Origin of the sequence: Pseudomonas antarctica, from assembly GCF_900624995.1 — a bacterium.
GTDB lineage: Bacteria > Pseudomonadota > Gammaproteobacteria > Pseudomonadales > Pseudomonadaceae > Aquipseudomonas > Aquipseudomonas antarctica.
The window spans coordinates 12,009-27,415 of sequence record NZ_UYXQ01000029.1; the positions used below are offsets into that span (position 1 = coordinate 12,009).

The window sequence follows — 15,407 nt, forward strand, 5'->3', positions numbered from 1 at the left end:
CGACTGCCTTGAAACCCGCCACATTCGGCACCACTTCTACAGTTATCATGGTTTTTTCCTGCAACCTGCGATGATTATTCGTGGGTTGCTGAGTTATTTTCGTCCTTGGCGGCTGTAGGCCCGGGGTGACTTCACGAGGTACGTTATGTCGGATTTCCAGCTCGTCACCCGCTTTGAACCCGCCGGCGATCAACCCGAAGCCATTCGCCTGATGGTCGAGGGCATCGAAGCCGGCCTGGCGCACCAGACGCTGCTCGGGGTGACCGGTTCAGGCAAGACCTTCAGCATCGCCAACGTGATTGCGCAGATCAATCGCCCGACCTTGGTGCTGGCGCCGAACAAGACCCTGGCCGCGCAGCTGTACGGCGAGTTCAAGGCGTTCTTCCCGAACAATGCGGTGGAGTACTTCGTTTCTTACTACGACTACTACCAGCCCGAAGCCTACGTGCCGTCGTCCGATACCTTCATCGAGAAGGATGCGTCGATCAACGACCATATCGAGCAGATGCGGCTGTCAGCGACTAAGGCGCTGCTGGAGCGCAAGGACGCGATCATCGTCACTACGGTGTCGTGCATCTACGGTCTGGGTAGCCCCGAAGCCTATCTGAAGATGGTGTTGCACGTTGATCGCGGCGACAAACTCGACCAGCGCGAGCTGCTGCGGCGCCTGACGAGTTTGCAGTACACCCGCAACGACATGGACTTTGCCCGCGCCACCTTCCGTGTGCGCGGCGATGTGATCGACATCTACCCGGCGGAATCCGACCTGGAAGCGATCCGCATCGAGCTGTTTGACGATGAAGTCGAGAGCCTGTCGGCCTTCGACCCGTTGACCGGCGAGGTGATCCGCAAGCTGCCGCGCTTCACCTTCTACCCGAAAAGCCACTACGTGACCCCGCGCGAAACCCTGATGGGCGCCATTGAAGGCATCAAGGGCGAGTTGGTCGAGCGCCTAGAGTATTTGCGCGCCAACAACAAGCTGGTGGAAGCCCAGCGCCTGGAGCAGCGCACGCGTTTCGACCTGGAGATGATCCTCGAGCTGGGCTACTGCAACGGCATCGAAAACTACTCGCGCTACCTCTCGGGGCGCGAATCCGGGCAGGCGCCGCCCACTCTGTTTGATTACCTGCCGGACGACGCCTTGCTGGTGATCGACGAATCCCACGTCAGCGTGCCGCAGGTGGGCGCGATGTACAAAGGCGACCGCTCGCGTAAAGAAACCCTGGTGGAATACGGCTTCCGTCTGCCGTCGGCGCTGGATAACCGGCCGATGCGCTTTGACGAGTTTGAAAGCATCAGCCCGCAGACGATCTTCGTCTCGGCCACACCGGGTAACTACGAAGCCGAACATGCGGGCCGCGTGATTGAGCAACTGGTGCGCCCGACCGGTTTGGTTGACCCGCAAATCGAGATCCGCCCGGCGCTGACCCAAGTTGATGACCTGCTCTCGGAAATCACCAAGCGCGTCGCCCTGGAAGAGCGGGTGCTGGTGACTACGCTGACCAAGCGCATGTCCGAAGACTTGACTGACTACTTGGCCGACCATGGCGTGCGCGTGCGCTATCTGCACTCGGACATCGACACCGTGGAGCGTGTCGAGATTATTCGCGACCTGCGCCTGGGCACCTTTGACGTGCTGGTGGGCATCAACCTGCTGCGCGAAGGGCTGGACATGCCGGAAGTATCGCTGGTGGCGATCCTCGATGCCGACAAGGAAGGCTTCTTGCGTTCCGAGCGCTCGCTGATCCAGACCATCGGCCGGGCGGCGCGTAACCTCAATGGCCGCGCGATTCTCTACGCGGACCGCATCACCGGCTCTATGGAGCGGGCAATTGGCGAGACCGAGCGCCGCCGTGACAAGCAGATTGCCTACAACCTGGAGAACGGCATCATCCCCAAAGGTGTCTTCAAGGATGTCGCCGACATCATGGAAGGCGCCACCGTGCCCGGCTCGCGCAGCAAGAAACGCAAGGGCATGGCCAAGGCCGCCGAAGAAAGCGCGAAGTACGAGAACGAATTGCGCTCGCCGAGTGAGATCACCAAACGTATTCGGCAGTTGGAAGAGAAGATGTACCAGCTGGCTCGGGATCTTGAGTTTGAAGCGGCGGCGCAGACGCGCGATGAGATCGGCAAGCTGCGGGAGCGGTTGTTGGCTGTTTGATATGTAGAGGCTGTGATGGCCTCTTCGCGAGCAAGCCCGCTCCCACATTCGACCGCATTCTCATGCAGGGAATCGGTCAACTGTGGGAGCGGGCTTGCTCGCGAAGGGCGGCACCGCGGTCCACCAGAATCACCCACGCTGGAGCCCAAGCACCCCAGGCTGTTACCATTCGCCCCTTGTTTCAATTTTCAGCTTTATCGCCCACTCGAGACCTGCCATGACCACCGTCCGCACGCGCATTGCGCCATCGCCTACTGGGGATCCCCACGTCGGCACTGCCTACATCGCCTTGTTCAACTACTGCTTTGCCAAGCAGCACGGCGGTGAATTCATCCTGCGGATCGAAGACACCGATCAACTGCGTTCGACCCGTGAGTCGGAACAGCAGATTTTCGATGCGTTGCGCTGGTTGGGCATTACCTGGGCAGAAGGCCCGGACGTTGGTGGCCCGCACGGCCCGTATCGCCAGAGCGAGCGCAGCGACATCTACAAGCAGTACACCCAGCAATTGGTCGACATGGGCCATGCCTTCCCGTGCTTCTGCACCGCGGAAGAACTGGACCAGATGCGCGCCGAGCAACAGGCGCGTGGCGAAACCCCGCGCTACGATGGCCGCGCGCTGCTGCTTTCTAAAGAAGAAGTAGCCCAGCGCCTGGCTGCTGGCGAGCCTCACGTTATCCGCATGAAAGTGCCGAGCGAAGGCGTGTGCGTGGTGCCGGACATGCTGCGCGGTGACGTCGAGATCCCGTGGGACCGCATGGACATGCAGGTGCTGATGAAGACCGACGGGCTGCCGACGTACTTCCTGGCCAACGTGGTCGACGACCACCTGATGGGCATCACCCACGTGCTGCGCGGCGAAGAGTGGCTGCCTTCAGCGCCTAAACTGATCCTGCTCTACGAATACTTCGGCTGGGAGCAGCCGCAGCTGTGCTACATGCCGCTGCTGCGTAACCCGGACAAGAGCAAGCTGTCCAAGCGCAAGAACCCGACGTCGGTAACGTTCTACGAGCGCATGGGCTTCATGCCCGAAGCGATGCTCAACTACCTGGGCCGCATGGGCTGGTCGATGCCGGACGAGCGCGAGAAGTTCTCGCTGCAGGAAATGGTCGATAACTTTGACCTGTCCCGCGTCTCCCTGGGCGGGCCGATCTTCGACATCGAGAAGCTGTCGTGGCTCAACGGCCAATGGCTGCGTGACCTGCCGGTGGAAGAATTCGCCCGCCGCGTGCAGCAGTGGGCGTTGAACCCCGAGTACATGATGAAGATCGCGCCGCTGGTGCAGGGCAGGGTGGAGACATTCAGCCAGGTCGCTCCGTTGGCCAGCTTCTTCTTTGCCGGTGGCGTGAACCCGGACGCCAAGCTGTTTGAATCCAAAAAGCTCTCGGGTGACCAGGTTCGCCAGTTGATGCAGTTGATCCTGTGGAAGCTCGAAAGCTTGCGTCAGTGGGAGAAGGATGCGATCACCGCGACGATTCAGGCGGTGGTCGAGTCCCTGGAACTGAAATTGCGCGATGCCATGCCGCTGATGTTTGCTGCGATTACCGGGCAGGCCAGTTCGGTGTCGGTGCTCGATGCGATGGAAATTCTCGGCCCGGACCTGACGCGTTTCCGTCTGCGCCAAGCCCTTGATTTGCTTGGTGGTGTATCGAAGAAAGAAAACAAAGAGTGGGAAAAGCTGCTGGGCGCTATCGCCTGAGCAACCTGCGGTAACGATAAAACCCCGGTTTTCCGGGGTTTTAACGGTAAGTGATTGTTATCCCGGCAAAAAATTTTGAAAATTGTTGAAAATAAATTTGACAGCCTATCAAACCGCCATTAAGATTCGCCCCGTCCTCACCGATGAGGGGCTATAGCTCAGCTGGGAGAGCGCTTGCATGGCATGCAAGAGGTCAACGGTTCGATCCCGTTTAGCTCCACCAATTTACAGGTTCAAGGTCTGGCCACACCGTACTTGAATTGATCAGGTCTCAGCTCTGATCAGTTGTACAGAAGGTTTTGTCCCCTTCGTCTAGTGGCCTAGGACACCGCCCTTTCACGGCGGTAACAGGGGTTCGAGTCCCCTAGGGGACGCCAGTTTCAACAAGCAGCTCGAAAGGTCTGCTGCGTCGCGAGACGAAAAATCCGGGGCTATAGCTCAGCTGGGAGAGCGCTTGCATGGCATGCAAGAGGTCAACGGTTCGATCCCGTTTAGCTCCACCAATTTACACGTTCAAGGTTGCGGCCACACCGTCCTTGAACTGATCAGACTCAGCCTGATCACGTTGTATAGAAGGTTTGTGTCCCCTTCGTCTAGTGGCCTAGGACACCGCCCTTTCACGGCGGTAACAGGGGTTCGAGTCCCCTAGGGGACGCCACGATTACCCGCTCTGCGGGATTTTTAAGGGTCATTCAATTATTGAATGGCCCTTTTGTTTGTCCGGCGTTTGGCCAATCCCCTCCTCAATTAAAATTTTCCGTCCTGACCAGCGGTCATGCCTGTCGCTTGCCAAATATTATTATGGTAATAATATTCAACCCATGAGAGACGGAGGCAACGATGAGCGATAAAAAAGCGCAAACCCGCGAACGCATTTTGCAGGCCGCCAGCGCGGCGTTGATCCAGCGTGGTCCGGCTGAGCCGAGTGTCGGCGAAGTCATGGGCGCGGCAGGGCTTACGGTCGGTGGTTTCTACGCGCACTTTGAAAGCAAAGACGCGTTGATGCTGGAGGCCTTCACGCAACTGTTGGCCCGGCGTCGCGCCTCGATTGACGACATGGACGCGCAGCTCACCGGTGAGGAGCGCAGAGGCCTGGTAGCGGCGTTTTACCTGTCGCGCAAGCACCGTGACTCGACCGACCAAGCCTGCCCGATACCGGCCACTGTGGGCGAGATGAGTCGCCTGCCGGATGAGTTTCGCCAGGCGCTTAACGAACATACGGAGTTAATGGCCGCCCAGCTGGCCGCCAGCCCTGAAGACACCGACAAGGCCCTGGCCGACATGGCGTTGATGATCGGTGGCCTGGCCTTGGCTCGCGCCCTTGGGCCGGGTGAGTTGTCCGACCGTGTATTGCGTGCAGCCAAGTCGGCGGTGCGCTGAAAAAGGAGTCGCAGGATGGGCGCATTAACCTGGATCCGTGGCTTTAATGGCACCGTCGGCCGCTTGGCGCCGCGCACGGTGGCCAGCAAGTTGCGCCTGGTTCGACAGCCGCCTGCTGCGCTTGGAGCAGGGTGGCCACCAAAAGGTCCTGGCTGACCCTCGGGTGATCAATGCCGTGTTGGTGCTGCTGGCGGGCCGCCGTTTACAGGCGCGGCAGACCGCCTGATACACTTCCCGTCGACATTAAGCGACGGGAGTAAGGCATGGGCTGGGATTTGGCAACGCCATTTATCATCGATCTGCAGGTCGGCGCTGAAGACATCGACGGCCTGGGGCACGCCAATAACGCGGTGTACGTGTCCTGGCTGGAGCGTTGCGCCTGGCGCCATTCCCAGCGCCTGGGGCTGGACCTCACCGAGTACCGCCGCCTCGACCGCGCCATGGCGGTGGTACGCCATGAGATCGACTACCTGGCGGCAGGTTATGAGGGCGACGAGCTGCAACTGGCCACCTGGATCGTCGACTGGGACCAGCGCTTGAAGATGACCCGTCGCTTCCAGCTGGTGCGCCCTCGCGACGGTGTGACCCTGCTGCGCGCGCAAACCACCTTTGTGTGTATCGAGCTGTCCAGCGGCAAGCCCAAGCGCATGCCGGCCGAATTTCTCGAGGGTTATGGTCCTGCGCTGACAGGGGGTTAACGTTTAGTGTGGGAAACCCAGTAAACTGCGCCACGATTTTTGTTGAGTGTTTTCCATGCAAATTGCTTTAGCGCCCATGGAGGGGTTGGTCGATAACATCCTGCGCGATGTGCTGACCCGCGTGGGCGGTATTGACTGGTGCGTGACCGAGTTCATCCGCGTCAACGACCGCCTGCTCACCCCTGCCTATTTCCACAAGCTCGCCCCGGAGCTGCTGCACGGTGCCCACACCGCAGCAGGCGTGCCGCTGCGCGTGCAATTGCTGGGCTCCGACCCGGTGTGCCTGGCGGAAAATGCCGCGCTGGCCTGCGAATTGGGGTCACAAGTGATCGACCTCAACTTCGGTTGCCCAGCCAAGACTGTTAACAAGTCTCGCGGCGGTGCGGTCCTGCTCAAGGAGCCGGAGCTGCTTAATCAGATCGTCGAGCATGTGCGGCGTGCCGTCCCGGCACATATCCCGGTGACCGCCAAGATGCGCCTGGGCTTCGATAGCCCGGATGGTGCGCTGGTATGCGCTACAGCGTTGGCCGAGGGCGGTGCAGCGCACATCGTCGTGCATGCGCGCACCAAAACCGATGGCTACAAGCCGCCAGCTCACTGGGAGTGGATCCCACGGGTACAGGATGTGGTCAAGGTGCCGGTGTTCGCCAATGGCGATATCTGGAGTGTCGACGACTGGAGACGTTGCCGCGAAGTCAGCGGCGCTGAAGACATCATGCTTGGCCGTGGCTTGGTGGCGCGTCCCGACCTGGCGCGGCAGATTGTGGCGGCGAAGGCAGGAGAAGACGTGGTCGAAATGACCTGGGCGCAAATGCAGCCGATGCTTCAGGCGTTCTGGACCCAGTCGGTGGCACAACTGACTGAAAAGCAGGCACCGGGCCGTTTGAAGCAGTGGCTGGCGATGCTGACCCGCAACTACCCCGAGGCGGTGGTGCTGTTTACAGCCTTGCGCCGCGAGACGGATCTGCATCAAGTCAGCCGTCTGCTGGGCATGTCACACCCCGTCGCTGCCTGAGACGGTTAAGTCGGTTTTACAGTTCACCGGAAAAGGGCGCCACGAGCGCCCTTTTTTGCGCTCGCGATTTAGCACAAAAAATCGGCCAATAGGTGTTTTTATATTGTCGGTTAATTGCATTTTTGCAGTGTATTAACGGGTGTGACGATTATTGGCAGTCGACAGCGGCTTGAATCAAGGCCCGGTCGTAAAAGTCTAGGCGGCAAAGTCTGATAAAGCCCATTGGTGTCCTTATATGAAGGCCGATTTTCGGAACTCAATAGCCTAACTTTCCACGAAGGTAGTGACTGTGAAGCAGTGCTGTTGTTTCCAGCGAATAAAACAATCAATGCCTTCACCTGTTTACGGGCTCAGGCTATGTTGAATAAGGAACTGCTAATGTCTCTATCGGTTAATAACCCATCGTTCGTGAAAGTTGATGCGTCCGCCTTTGATCGAAGCGCGGGGTCGTCATCGATGTCCAGTGAAAGCGCGAATGCGCATGCCCCAGGTGCAAGTGTCAGCAATACGCCACTGCGCATTGACAACTCCCGGTTCTCACCCAATGAAGTCATGATTCCTGGCGCTGCGCTGGCTAAGTTATTTGACATGCTTGAGCAAATCTTCAAAACCATACGTGAAATGGTTGCCGGGAAAGATTTAATGCCGGCGGGATTGCCTGACTTAGGCAAATCACCGGAAGGTACACCGCAGGAGCGCAATTTGCCGGCGAACGCTGAGGCCGGCAAGCCGCTGCGGGATCTGGGTAATAAGTTGCCGGCAAAACCTGACGCAGGTAGGCAGGCGAATCTGCGGGGTGCCGGCCGGTTGCTGGGGGAATCTGACCCCGTTAAGCCGCTGGGTATGCAGGATCTGAGTAAATTGCTGGGAAAACCTGAGGCAGGTAAACCCGTGAATTTGCAGGGTGCAGACGGTTTGCAGGTTAAAACTGACGCAGGCAAACAGTTGGATTTTCCAGATGCAGGCAAACTGCCAACAACACGGGACGTGCCTCAGCCGCCCGTGAAACCGCAACTAAGTGAGCTTCCGGTAGTGAACCATGACGTCCGTCAGAAGAGCTTGACGGTGTCATACCCAACGACGACTAAACCTGACGGCACCGTGACCAGCGACGCCAAGGCAAACATCAATGTGCACGTTAACGTCAATTGTCACTGTCCGGATACGAGGGTTTCTCCGCTGGGCGGGTTAAAGCCGAGGCTGGCGACGGACTTCGTGTCCATTCCCGATGCGCTTGCGCAGCCGGATGCCAAGATTGACGTAACACCCAAAGCCGAAGATAAGGCCAAGGCAGATCATCATCATGAGGTGACGCAGACCGTCAAGCGCCTGGTCGAGCGGGAGCTCCAGCCCGGCGAAACACCTAAAGCCAAAGATGAGGCCAAGGCAGCTCATCATCATGAGGTGACGCAGACCGTCAAGCGCCTGGTCGAGCGGGAGCTCCAGCCTGGCGAGACACCCAAAGCCGAAGATGAGGCCAAGGCAGATCATCATCATGAGGTGACGCAGACCGTCAAGCGTGAGGTCAAGCAGGACCTCCAGCCTGGCGCGCCAAGGCCAGTGCCTGAGCCCCCCGTCCTGCCATTAACCAGCCCAGGCCCGGCAGAAGATTATTTTGAGCAAGGGGATTGGCGGTTCAATACCCCGTCAGTGTTCAGGTCCTGATAATCCCGATCTCGATTTAAGTTCTTAAGCAGTGCGGGCACTTCTTCGGCTCTACATCTGCGACGAGGTGCCTGCTGAGGGGGGAACATATGTCTCACTATCTAATAAGAGATATCGTGCGTGCCATGGATATAAAGCAGGCAGTCGGCGTTGATATGCTTGCTGTCAGTCATGAACTTCCTGCACCACTAAAACGTAATAGACAAGCGACTTACTCGCGTCGTTGTATTTCGAACGCCCGTGGGCCAGTGGACAGGTTGGCGGTCGGCAGACAAGCCAAAACGGCTAATACGCTGCTCGCTCTGTTTGCTTCGTTAGTTACTCAGTTACGTAGTTTAATATCGGGTGAACAGGATGAACCCTGCCCTGTTAACCCCCACCGTGTTAAACGCGAGCTGGTACCGCCGTTCAGTCCAACGTTGGAACCTGACACGCTGGCATTCAAGCCAAACGCCGAAGCCGACATCTCAGGGCTATCAAGCAAACGTGGCGGTGCAAAGCCAGACGATATTTGGGGTGGGTTCCGTCAGGGCCCGGACGGTAACTGCGTGACGGTATCGGCAATAAAGGCAGCGATGTATCGGTTCGGCCAAAGCCCCACGGATATATACCAGCAGGTGGCCAAGTTTAATGACGGTTATCTCGTGCAGATGCGCGATGGCTTTAAGGTCCTCCTGACCGATAAAGAGCTGGCCTACGGTGCGCGAAACGCCAGGTTCAAAGGGCGGGATGAGGGGATGGTCAAGGACGCGCAATTTCTCTTTGCCGTCAGTGCCAAGCGCGCCCAGATGGAAAACAACGATGGCTTTGCGGCTAGGAGTTATCAGGCTGCCATTCGCAGCTTGAATGATGGAGAGGATGAGCGCGGCCCGGGGGAGGCCTTTTTGCGGCTGGGGTTACGCAAGCATATGAGGACGGTTTCGGTCCATGAGCTCGCTCGTGGGCAATTGGGCATGTGCAACCGGAGAGGGCATTCGGTGGCCGTTATCAATGGCCGCGAAGAGATATGGGGTCGTAAGGGCTCGGCACCCTACTGGGGTGACGCCATAGCGCTTGTGTAGTTGTTGATGCGCTTGCCCATGGGCGATGCCGTCAGGGGGGGGGCGACTCGATCTAAGGCAGCGTTTCCCCAGACTGCATTTTTTGCAGGTTATCGTTTCAATAAGTATCAGGAAATCAGTGAATGAATATCACAGTCAGTAATTATCCAGGCGCGACGGCCAAAGTGCAGGGCGGCGCGGCTTCAGTGTTTTCGTCAAAGCCAGTAGGGGAAAAACCTGCGGATGTCACCCGGGCATTCAATGCGGGGAAAAGGCAATTTGGTGAGAGTTTTGACACCAGCACCCACGAGGCGGTCATCAAGTTGATGATGCAGACTTTTGGTCAACATCCGGCAGGCATGTTCAAAGCGCTGACCGCCGCCGGTGATGGGTATCACATCACCATGAAGGACGATTTCAAGGTGCAGCTGTCTCACCAGGAACTGAAGCGGGCCACGCAAGCCTCACGCTTCAGTGGAAAGGATGCCGGTGCGGTAAAGGACGCCAACGTTGTGTTTGCGGCCTTTGTAAAGCGCAAGCAAGTGACAGGGGGGTTCCCGACATTTTCAGCCGCGCTGGCAAAGACGCTGGAGGGTGAAACCACCCAGCGGTGTCTGCAGGGCATGGGGATGTACGGCCTTTCTCAATCCGTTTCGTCGAGTGACATGGCGGCCAAGGGGGCGGTGGGAGTCCTGGAGACACATAACTTTGGCTCGGCATTGGTTACAGAGGGCGTCAAACATCAGTACGGTGAGCAAAGTAAGGTGGATCGAGGTTACGGCTATGTCTTGTTCGACGACAAGCCGGGCCCTGTCGACGACGCCCGAAAGGTCAACGATATAATGTCCGGCATGTCGCCCGCGCAGATATGGGACGGTTTTTATCAAGGCGAGCAAAACAATTGCGTGACGGTATCGGCGATCAAGGCGGCCATCATTCGGTTCTGGCAGGATCCCAAGGGAATCTTTGAGCGCATTCAGGTCACCCGGGACGGCTTTGAGGTGGTCATGAGGGATGCCTACTCGCTGCAGGTGACCCATGAGGAACTGAACAAAGCTGCCGCCGCGTCGAACTTCCATGGCAGTAGTTCGAAGCTTCTCAATTACGCCATCTTTTTGTACGCGGTCAGTGCCAAACGTGCGCAGAAGGAAAACAACGACTTTCGCGCCGGGAAAAGCTTTGAGAAGGCGTTGGACACCCTTAACGACGGCGAGGCGCCAGGCGAGGCGCTTCGGCGGCTAGGGTTGTTTGGCTATATACGCAACAGTACGCTCGATGAACTGGCCCAGGGAGCGATCGGCACGCTGGGGGACAATCTACACTCAGTCGCGGTGGTCAACGGGTCGCTTGATTACTATGGGCAAAAGCAGGACTTGGCGTCATCGCGATGGATGAACACCGGGTTTCACGCATTGAAACTGGCATGACGGTTACCCCAGCAAGCGCCTGAACCCCTCGAGTGGCAATGGCCGGCTATGCAAATACCCCTGGAACACATGGCAGCCCAGCTTTTGCAGGAACGCCAGTTGTTCCGGGGTTTCGACGCCTTCGGCGATTACGTCCAGGTTCAAGCTGCGCGCCATGGCCACAATGGCGCGGATGATTTCGGCGTCGTTGGGGTCGTGGGTGGCGTCGCGCACAAAGGATTGGTCGATCTTCAGCGCATCCACCGGCAGGCGCTTGAGGTAGGTCAGCGACGAGTAGCCAGTGCCGAAGTCATCCATGGCGAAACTCACGCCGAGCTTTTTCAGGCGGCGCATCTTGGCCACGGTGTCGTCCAAGTTCTGGATCACGATGCCTTCGGTAATTTCCAGTTTCAGCAAGCTATAGGGCAGCTTGTGGAGTTGCAGGCTGCGTTCCACCCGTTCCACGAAATCATTCTGGCGAAACTGCCGAGGGCTGATATTCACGCACAGGCTGAAATTCAGCGGGTCCACCAGGCCCTCGGCAATCAACTGCGCGAAGGCGCCGCAGGCTTCATCCAGAATCCAGGTGCCGACTTCCAGGATCAGGCCACTGTCCTCCAGCACCTTGATAAATTCGGTGGGTGACTGCGCGCCCAGTTGCGGGTGCTGCCAGCGCACCAAGGCTTCGGCGCCGATGATACGGTTACCGCGCGCATCCACCTGAGGTTGGTAATGCACGCTGAACTCACCGCGTGACAGCGCCAGGCGCAGGTCGGTCTCCATGCGCAGGCGTTCGCTGGCGGTTTTCTGCATGCTGCTGTGAAACATCTGCGTGGTGTTGCGCCCCGAGTCCTTGGCCCGATAGAGCGCAATGTCGGCGCGCTTGAGCAGGTCCGCCGGGGTGGAACCATGGTCCGGAATCAGCGCCACGCCAATGCTCGGCGTGACCTGTAACCGTTGGCCGTCGAGAAACATCGGTTCCGAGAGCAATTCGCGCAGGGTGTCGGCCAGTTCCTGCACCTGGGCGCTGACTTGCGTCCGAGTACCTTCCAGGCCGCTGAGCAGCACCACAAACTCATCGCCACCCAGGCGTGCGACCGTGTCCTCCATACGCACACTGGCTTCCAGGCGCGCGGTGACGATTTTAAGCACCGTGTCGCCCACCGGATGGCCGAGGGAATCGTTGATGTGCTTGAAGTGGTCAAGGTCGAGAAACAGTAGCGCACCGCGCAGATTATGGCGCTTGAGCAGGGCGATCTGCTGGCTCAGGCGGTCCATCAGTAAGGCGCGGTTAGGCAGGTTGGTCAGTGGGTCGTGATAGGCCAAGTGGCGAATTTGCGCTTGGGCGTTTTTCAGCAGGCTCACGTCTCGTGCAGTCAGCAGCAGGCACGGCGTTTCATTCAGGGTGATCGGCTCTACCGAGACCTCCACCGCCAACAATTCGCCCCGTTTGTTGTGCCAGAGCATTTCCAGGTGATGAATACGGCCTTTGATCTGTAATTCGGCCAACAACGCGGCGCGCTGGTTTTCATCGGCCCAGATGCCGATCTGGTACAGCGTCAGGCCGATGGCCTCTTCGGCGCGATAACCGGTCAGGCGGCAGAAGCCGTCATTAACCTCCACATAACGACCGGTGTCGCGCTCGGTGATGGAAATCGCGTCGGGGCTGGAGTGGAAGGCCTTGGCGAATTTCTCTTCACTGGCTTTGAGCGCGGCTTCCGAGCGCTGCTGCTGGGTGATGTCGCGCAGGGTGGTGACGATGCAGGGCTGGTCGCCGACCTTGATCAAGCGGCTGGAGATCATGCAGGTCAGGCTCTGGCCATTCTTGTGGTGCACCACGATGGCCACATTGCTCAGTGCCTGCTCGCGAATCACCTGCTCGATACGTTGCAGGCGTTTGCTTGTGTCGTCCCACAAACCGATCAGTTCGGCGCTCTTGTCAATCACTTCGGCGGCGGTCCAGCCAAAGGTCAGGGTAAAGGCTGGGTTGATTTCGATAAACGCGCCGCCATCCAGGCACGTGACGCAGATCGGGTCGGGGCTGGCCTGGAACAGGCTGGCGAACTTTTCTTCGGAGGCTGTGAGGCGCTGTTCGCGCTCCACCTGTTCGGTGATGTCCAGCAAGGTGCCGGCCATGCGCAGCGGTTTGCCGGCTTTGTCGCGATACAGGCGCGCGCGGCTTTCCAGGTAGCGTGGGCTGCCGTCCTCCATCTGCACGCGGTAGGTCAACTGGTAGTTGCCGTCCTGGCCTTCGCGCAAGCTGCGATACGCGTTGCGCATGCCCTCGCGGTCTGCATCGGACATGCCTTCAAAAAAAGCATCGAAGGACTCGTGGAATGGTTCGGGCGCCAGCCCGTGCAGTTGGGCGGCGCGGGCTGAACCGTAAAGCATGCCGGTGGGGATGTGCCAGTCCCAGGTGCCCAACTGCGCCGAGTCCAGGGCGAGGTCGAGGCGCTCCTGGCTGTCTTTCAAGGCGTGCTCGGCGTTTTTGCGTTCGGTGGTGTCGAGGAAGGTGCTGATCAAGTAGGCCTCGCCTTCCAGCTCGACTTTTTGCGCGCTGAGGGTGCCATCGTGGATCTGTCCGTTGCTGGCGCAGAACTGCACTTCCATGGTGATCGGTTCACCCTTGCGCTGGGTAGCCTTGACCAGCAGCGCGCGCTGTTCGGGGTGGTGCCACAGGCCGAGGTCCAGCGTGGTGCGGCCGATGACATCGGCCACCGGCCAACCGAAGAGCATCTCGAAATACTGGTTGGCTTCACTGATCCGGCCGTCAGATTGACGGGTCAGCAGAACCATATTGGGGCACAGGTGAAACAGCGTGGCGAAGCGTTTTTCCGAGTGGCTGAGGGCGTGCTCGCGCTGGCGCTGGCGAGTGGTTTCGCGGATTACCCCGATCATGCGGCGCCGCCCGGTCTTGTCCGGCGCCAGGCTGCCATTGATTTCAAGCCAGTGATGGCTGCCATCCGGCCACTGGATGTGGTGATGCATGGCTTGCTCAAACGGCTCGCCCGCCAGCACCGCGTGAAAGGCGCGCACCACCCGCGCGCGATCCGACGGAGCCAGCAGGTCCAGGTAATCCAGGTCCTTGGGTAAGGGCTGGCGCGGATCGAAGCCAAACAGCGCCTGGGTGCCTCGCGACCAGCTTATCCTTCCCGTGTCGATTTCCCAGCACCACGCCCCCAGGCGGGCAGCATTGAGGGCTGCCAGCAACTGCGGGGCGCTGTCCCAGCTTTGTTCCGCCTCTTGCGGGTCTAAGGCGTAAATGCGGGGCAGGGGTGGCACGGAATCGACGGGGTTGCGCATTATCAATGGGCCTTGGCTCAATGGGCGTTCGGCGCGGTTTTAATCAGACCTTGAGGCCGCACAGCTTCATGCCGGTATGGCTGGCAGATCGACCTGTGCATCCAATAGGCTCATGAAAGCCCGCGCAGCGTTCGACAGCGTCCTTTCGGTGTGCACGATATAGCCTAGCTGGCGACTGAGTTGTATGCCCGGCAAAGCAATACTTGCCACCTGATCATCGAGCATGGTGCGCGGCAACACGCTCCAGGCCAGGCCGATGGATACCATCATTTTTATAGTTTCCAGGTAGTTAGTGCTCATCGCGATGTTCGGCGTCAGGCCCTGGGCTTCGAACAACCGCCTGACAATATGGTGGGTAAAGGTATTGCCGCCAGGGAACACCGCCGGGTGCTTGGCAATGTCGGCCAAGTTGACCGTGGAATTGCCGGTCAAGCTGTGCTCCGGTGCCACCACAAAATCCAGCGGGTCATCCCACACCGGCGTGGCACGCACCAGATTGTGCGGCTCGGGCGCCAGGGTGATCACCGCCACTTCGGCGCGGCCATGCAGGATCTCCTCGTAGGCCACTTCCGAATCGAGGAACTGAATATCCAGTGCCACGTTGGGGTACTCGCGGGTAAAGGTGCGCAGGATCGGTGGCAGGCGGTGCAGGCCGATATGGTGGCTGGTGGCCAAAGTCAGGCGGCCGCTGACTTCGCCGGTCAGGTTGGTGAGGGCGCGGCGGGTGTCGTCCAGCACATTGAGAATCTGATAGGCGCGCGGCAGCAGGGCGCGCCCGGCCTCAGTGAGGCCGACTTCACGGCCCAGGCGATCGAACAAACGCACCTTTAATTGTTGCTCAAGGCCGGCAATACGTTTGCTGATGGCCGGCTGGGTCAGGTGCAGGCGCTCACCTGCGCCGGAGAAGCTACCGGTCTCGGCGATGGCGATAAACGCATTAAGGTTGGCCAGGTCCATTGTGGTATTCCAGTTGGTAATCCAAAGCATAAAAAATATGAATTTGAGTTATTTAATGTAGCGCCATACCATCAGCCTCACAA

General features: G+C 58.9%; 10 protein-coding genes, 4 tRNA genes and 1 pseudogene. 13 read left to right on the forward strand and 2 right to left on the reverse strand.

Translation table 11 applies throughout. The annotated features are described in order from the left end of the window. The first annotated feature begins 145 nt into the window (after positions 1–145). The 13 genes and pseudogenes from uvrB (at position 146) to E0F99_RS16445 (ending at position 11,085) form a co-directional block, all read left to right on the forward strand. A complete protein-coding gene (uvrB, locus tag E0F99_RS16385; protein ID WP_083357715.1) occupies positions 146–2,161 on the forward strand; it encodes an excinuclease ABC subunit UvrB in 2,016 nt (671 codons plus the stop codon). A 217-nt stretch (positions 2,162–2,378) separates the two neighbouring features. Beyond that, positions 2,379–3,860: a glutamate--tRNA ligase gene (gltX, locus tag E0F99_RS16390; RefSeq protein ID WP_083357716.1), complete on the forward strand. Its 1,482-nt coding sequence runs from the start codon at positions 2,379–2,381 to the stop codon at positions 3,858–3,860. A gap of 147 nt (positions 3,861–4,007) precedes the next feature. After that, positions 4,008–4,083 (forward strand) — tRNA-Ala (locus E0F99_RS16395). A 78-nt stretch (positions 4,084–4,161) separates the two neighbouring features. After that, positions 4,162–4,237: transfer RNA gene (locus E0F99_RS16400), tRNA-Glu, on the forward strand. Between the two features lie 50 nt (positions 4,238–4,287). Beyond that, a tRNA-Ala gene (locus tag E0F99_RS16405) sits at positions 4,288–4,363 on the forward strand. 79 nt (positions 4,364–4,442) lie between these two features. Continuing rightward, positions 4,443–4,518 (forward strand) — tRNA-Glu (locus tag E0F99_RS16410). A 182-nt stretch (positions 4,519–4,700) separates the two neighbouring features. Beyond that, the gene (locus E0F99_RS16415; RefSeq protein ID WP_083357717.1) at positions 4,701–5,240 is read left to right on the forward strand and encodes a TetR/AcrR family transcriptional regulator; all 540 of its coding nucleotides are present in this window, start codon (positions 4,701–4,703) and stop codon (positions 5,238–5,240) included. A 94-nt stretch (positions 5,241–5,334) separates the two neighbouring features. Continuing rightward, positions 5,335–5,466, forward strand: a pseudogene (locus E0F99_RS16420) (alpha/beta hydrolase); the annotation flags it as partial. Positions 5,467–5,503: 37 nt separating this feature from the next. Then, the gene (locus E0F99_RS16425) at positions 5,504–5,938 is read left to right on the forward strand and encodes an acyl-CoA thioesterase (RefSeq protein WP_083357719.1); all 435 of its coding nucleotides are present in this window, start codon (positions 5,504–5,506) and stop codon (positions 5,936–5,938) included. A 55-nt stretch (positions 5,939–5,993) separates the two neighbouring features. Next, positions 5,994–6,953 carry a tRNA dihydrouridine synthase gene (locus E0F99_RS16430; protein ID WP_083357720.1) on the forward strand — a complete coding sequence of 320 codons (960 nt, stop codon included), beginning with the start codon at positions 5,994–5,996 and terminating at the stop codon, positions 6,951–6,953. A gap of 225 nt (positions 6,954–7,178) precedes the next feature. Further along, positions 7,179–8,618, forward strand: coding sequence for a hypothetical protein (locus tag E0F99_RS16435; protein WP_130908821.1), 1,440 nt, complete (start codon positions 7,179–7,181; stop codon positions 8,616–8,618). A gap of 89 nt (positions 8,619–8,707) precedes the next feature. Beyond that, a complete protein-coding gene (locus tag E0F99_RS30450) occupies positions 8,708–9,679 on the forward strand; it encodes a hypothetical protein (protein WP_232000143.1) in 972 nt (323 codons plus the stop codon). A gap of 122 nt (positions 9,680–9,801) precedes the next feature. Continuing rightward, a complete protein-coding gene (locus E0F99_RS16445) occupies positions 9,802–11,085 on the forward strand; it encodes a hypothetical protein (RefSeq protein WP_083357722.1) in 1,284 nt (427 codons plus the stop codon). Positions 11,086–11,088: 3 nt separating this feature from the next. Here E0F99_RS16445 and E0F99_RS16450 read toward each other — a convergent pair whose 3' ends face one another. Further along, on the reverse strand, positions 11,089–14,367 hold the full coding sequence (locus E0F99_RS16450; protein WP_083357723.1) for an EAL domain-containing protein: 3,279 nt from the start codon (positions 14,365–14,367) through the stop codon (positions 11,089–11,091). 66 nt (positions 14,368–14,433) lie between these two features. After that, positions 14,434–15,324 carry a LysR family transcriptional regulator gene (locus tag E0F99_RS16455; RefSeq protein WP_083357724.1) on the reverse strand — a complete coding sequence of 297 codons (891 nt, stop codon included), beginning with the start codon at positions 15,322–15,324 and terminating at the stop codon, positions 14,434–14,436. Positions 15,325–15,407 lie beyond the last annotated feature (83 nt).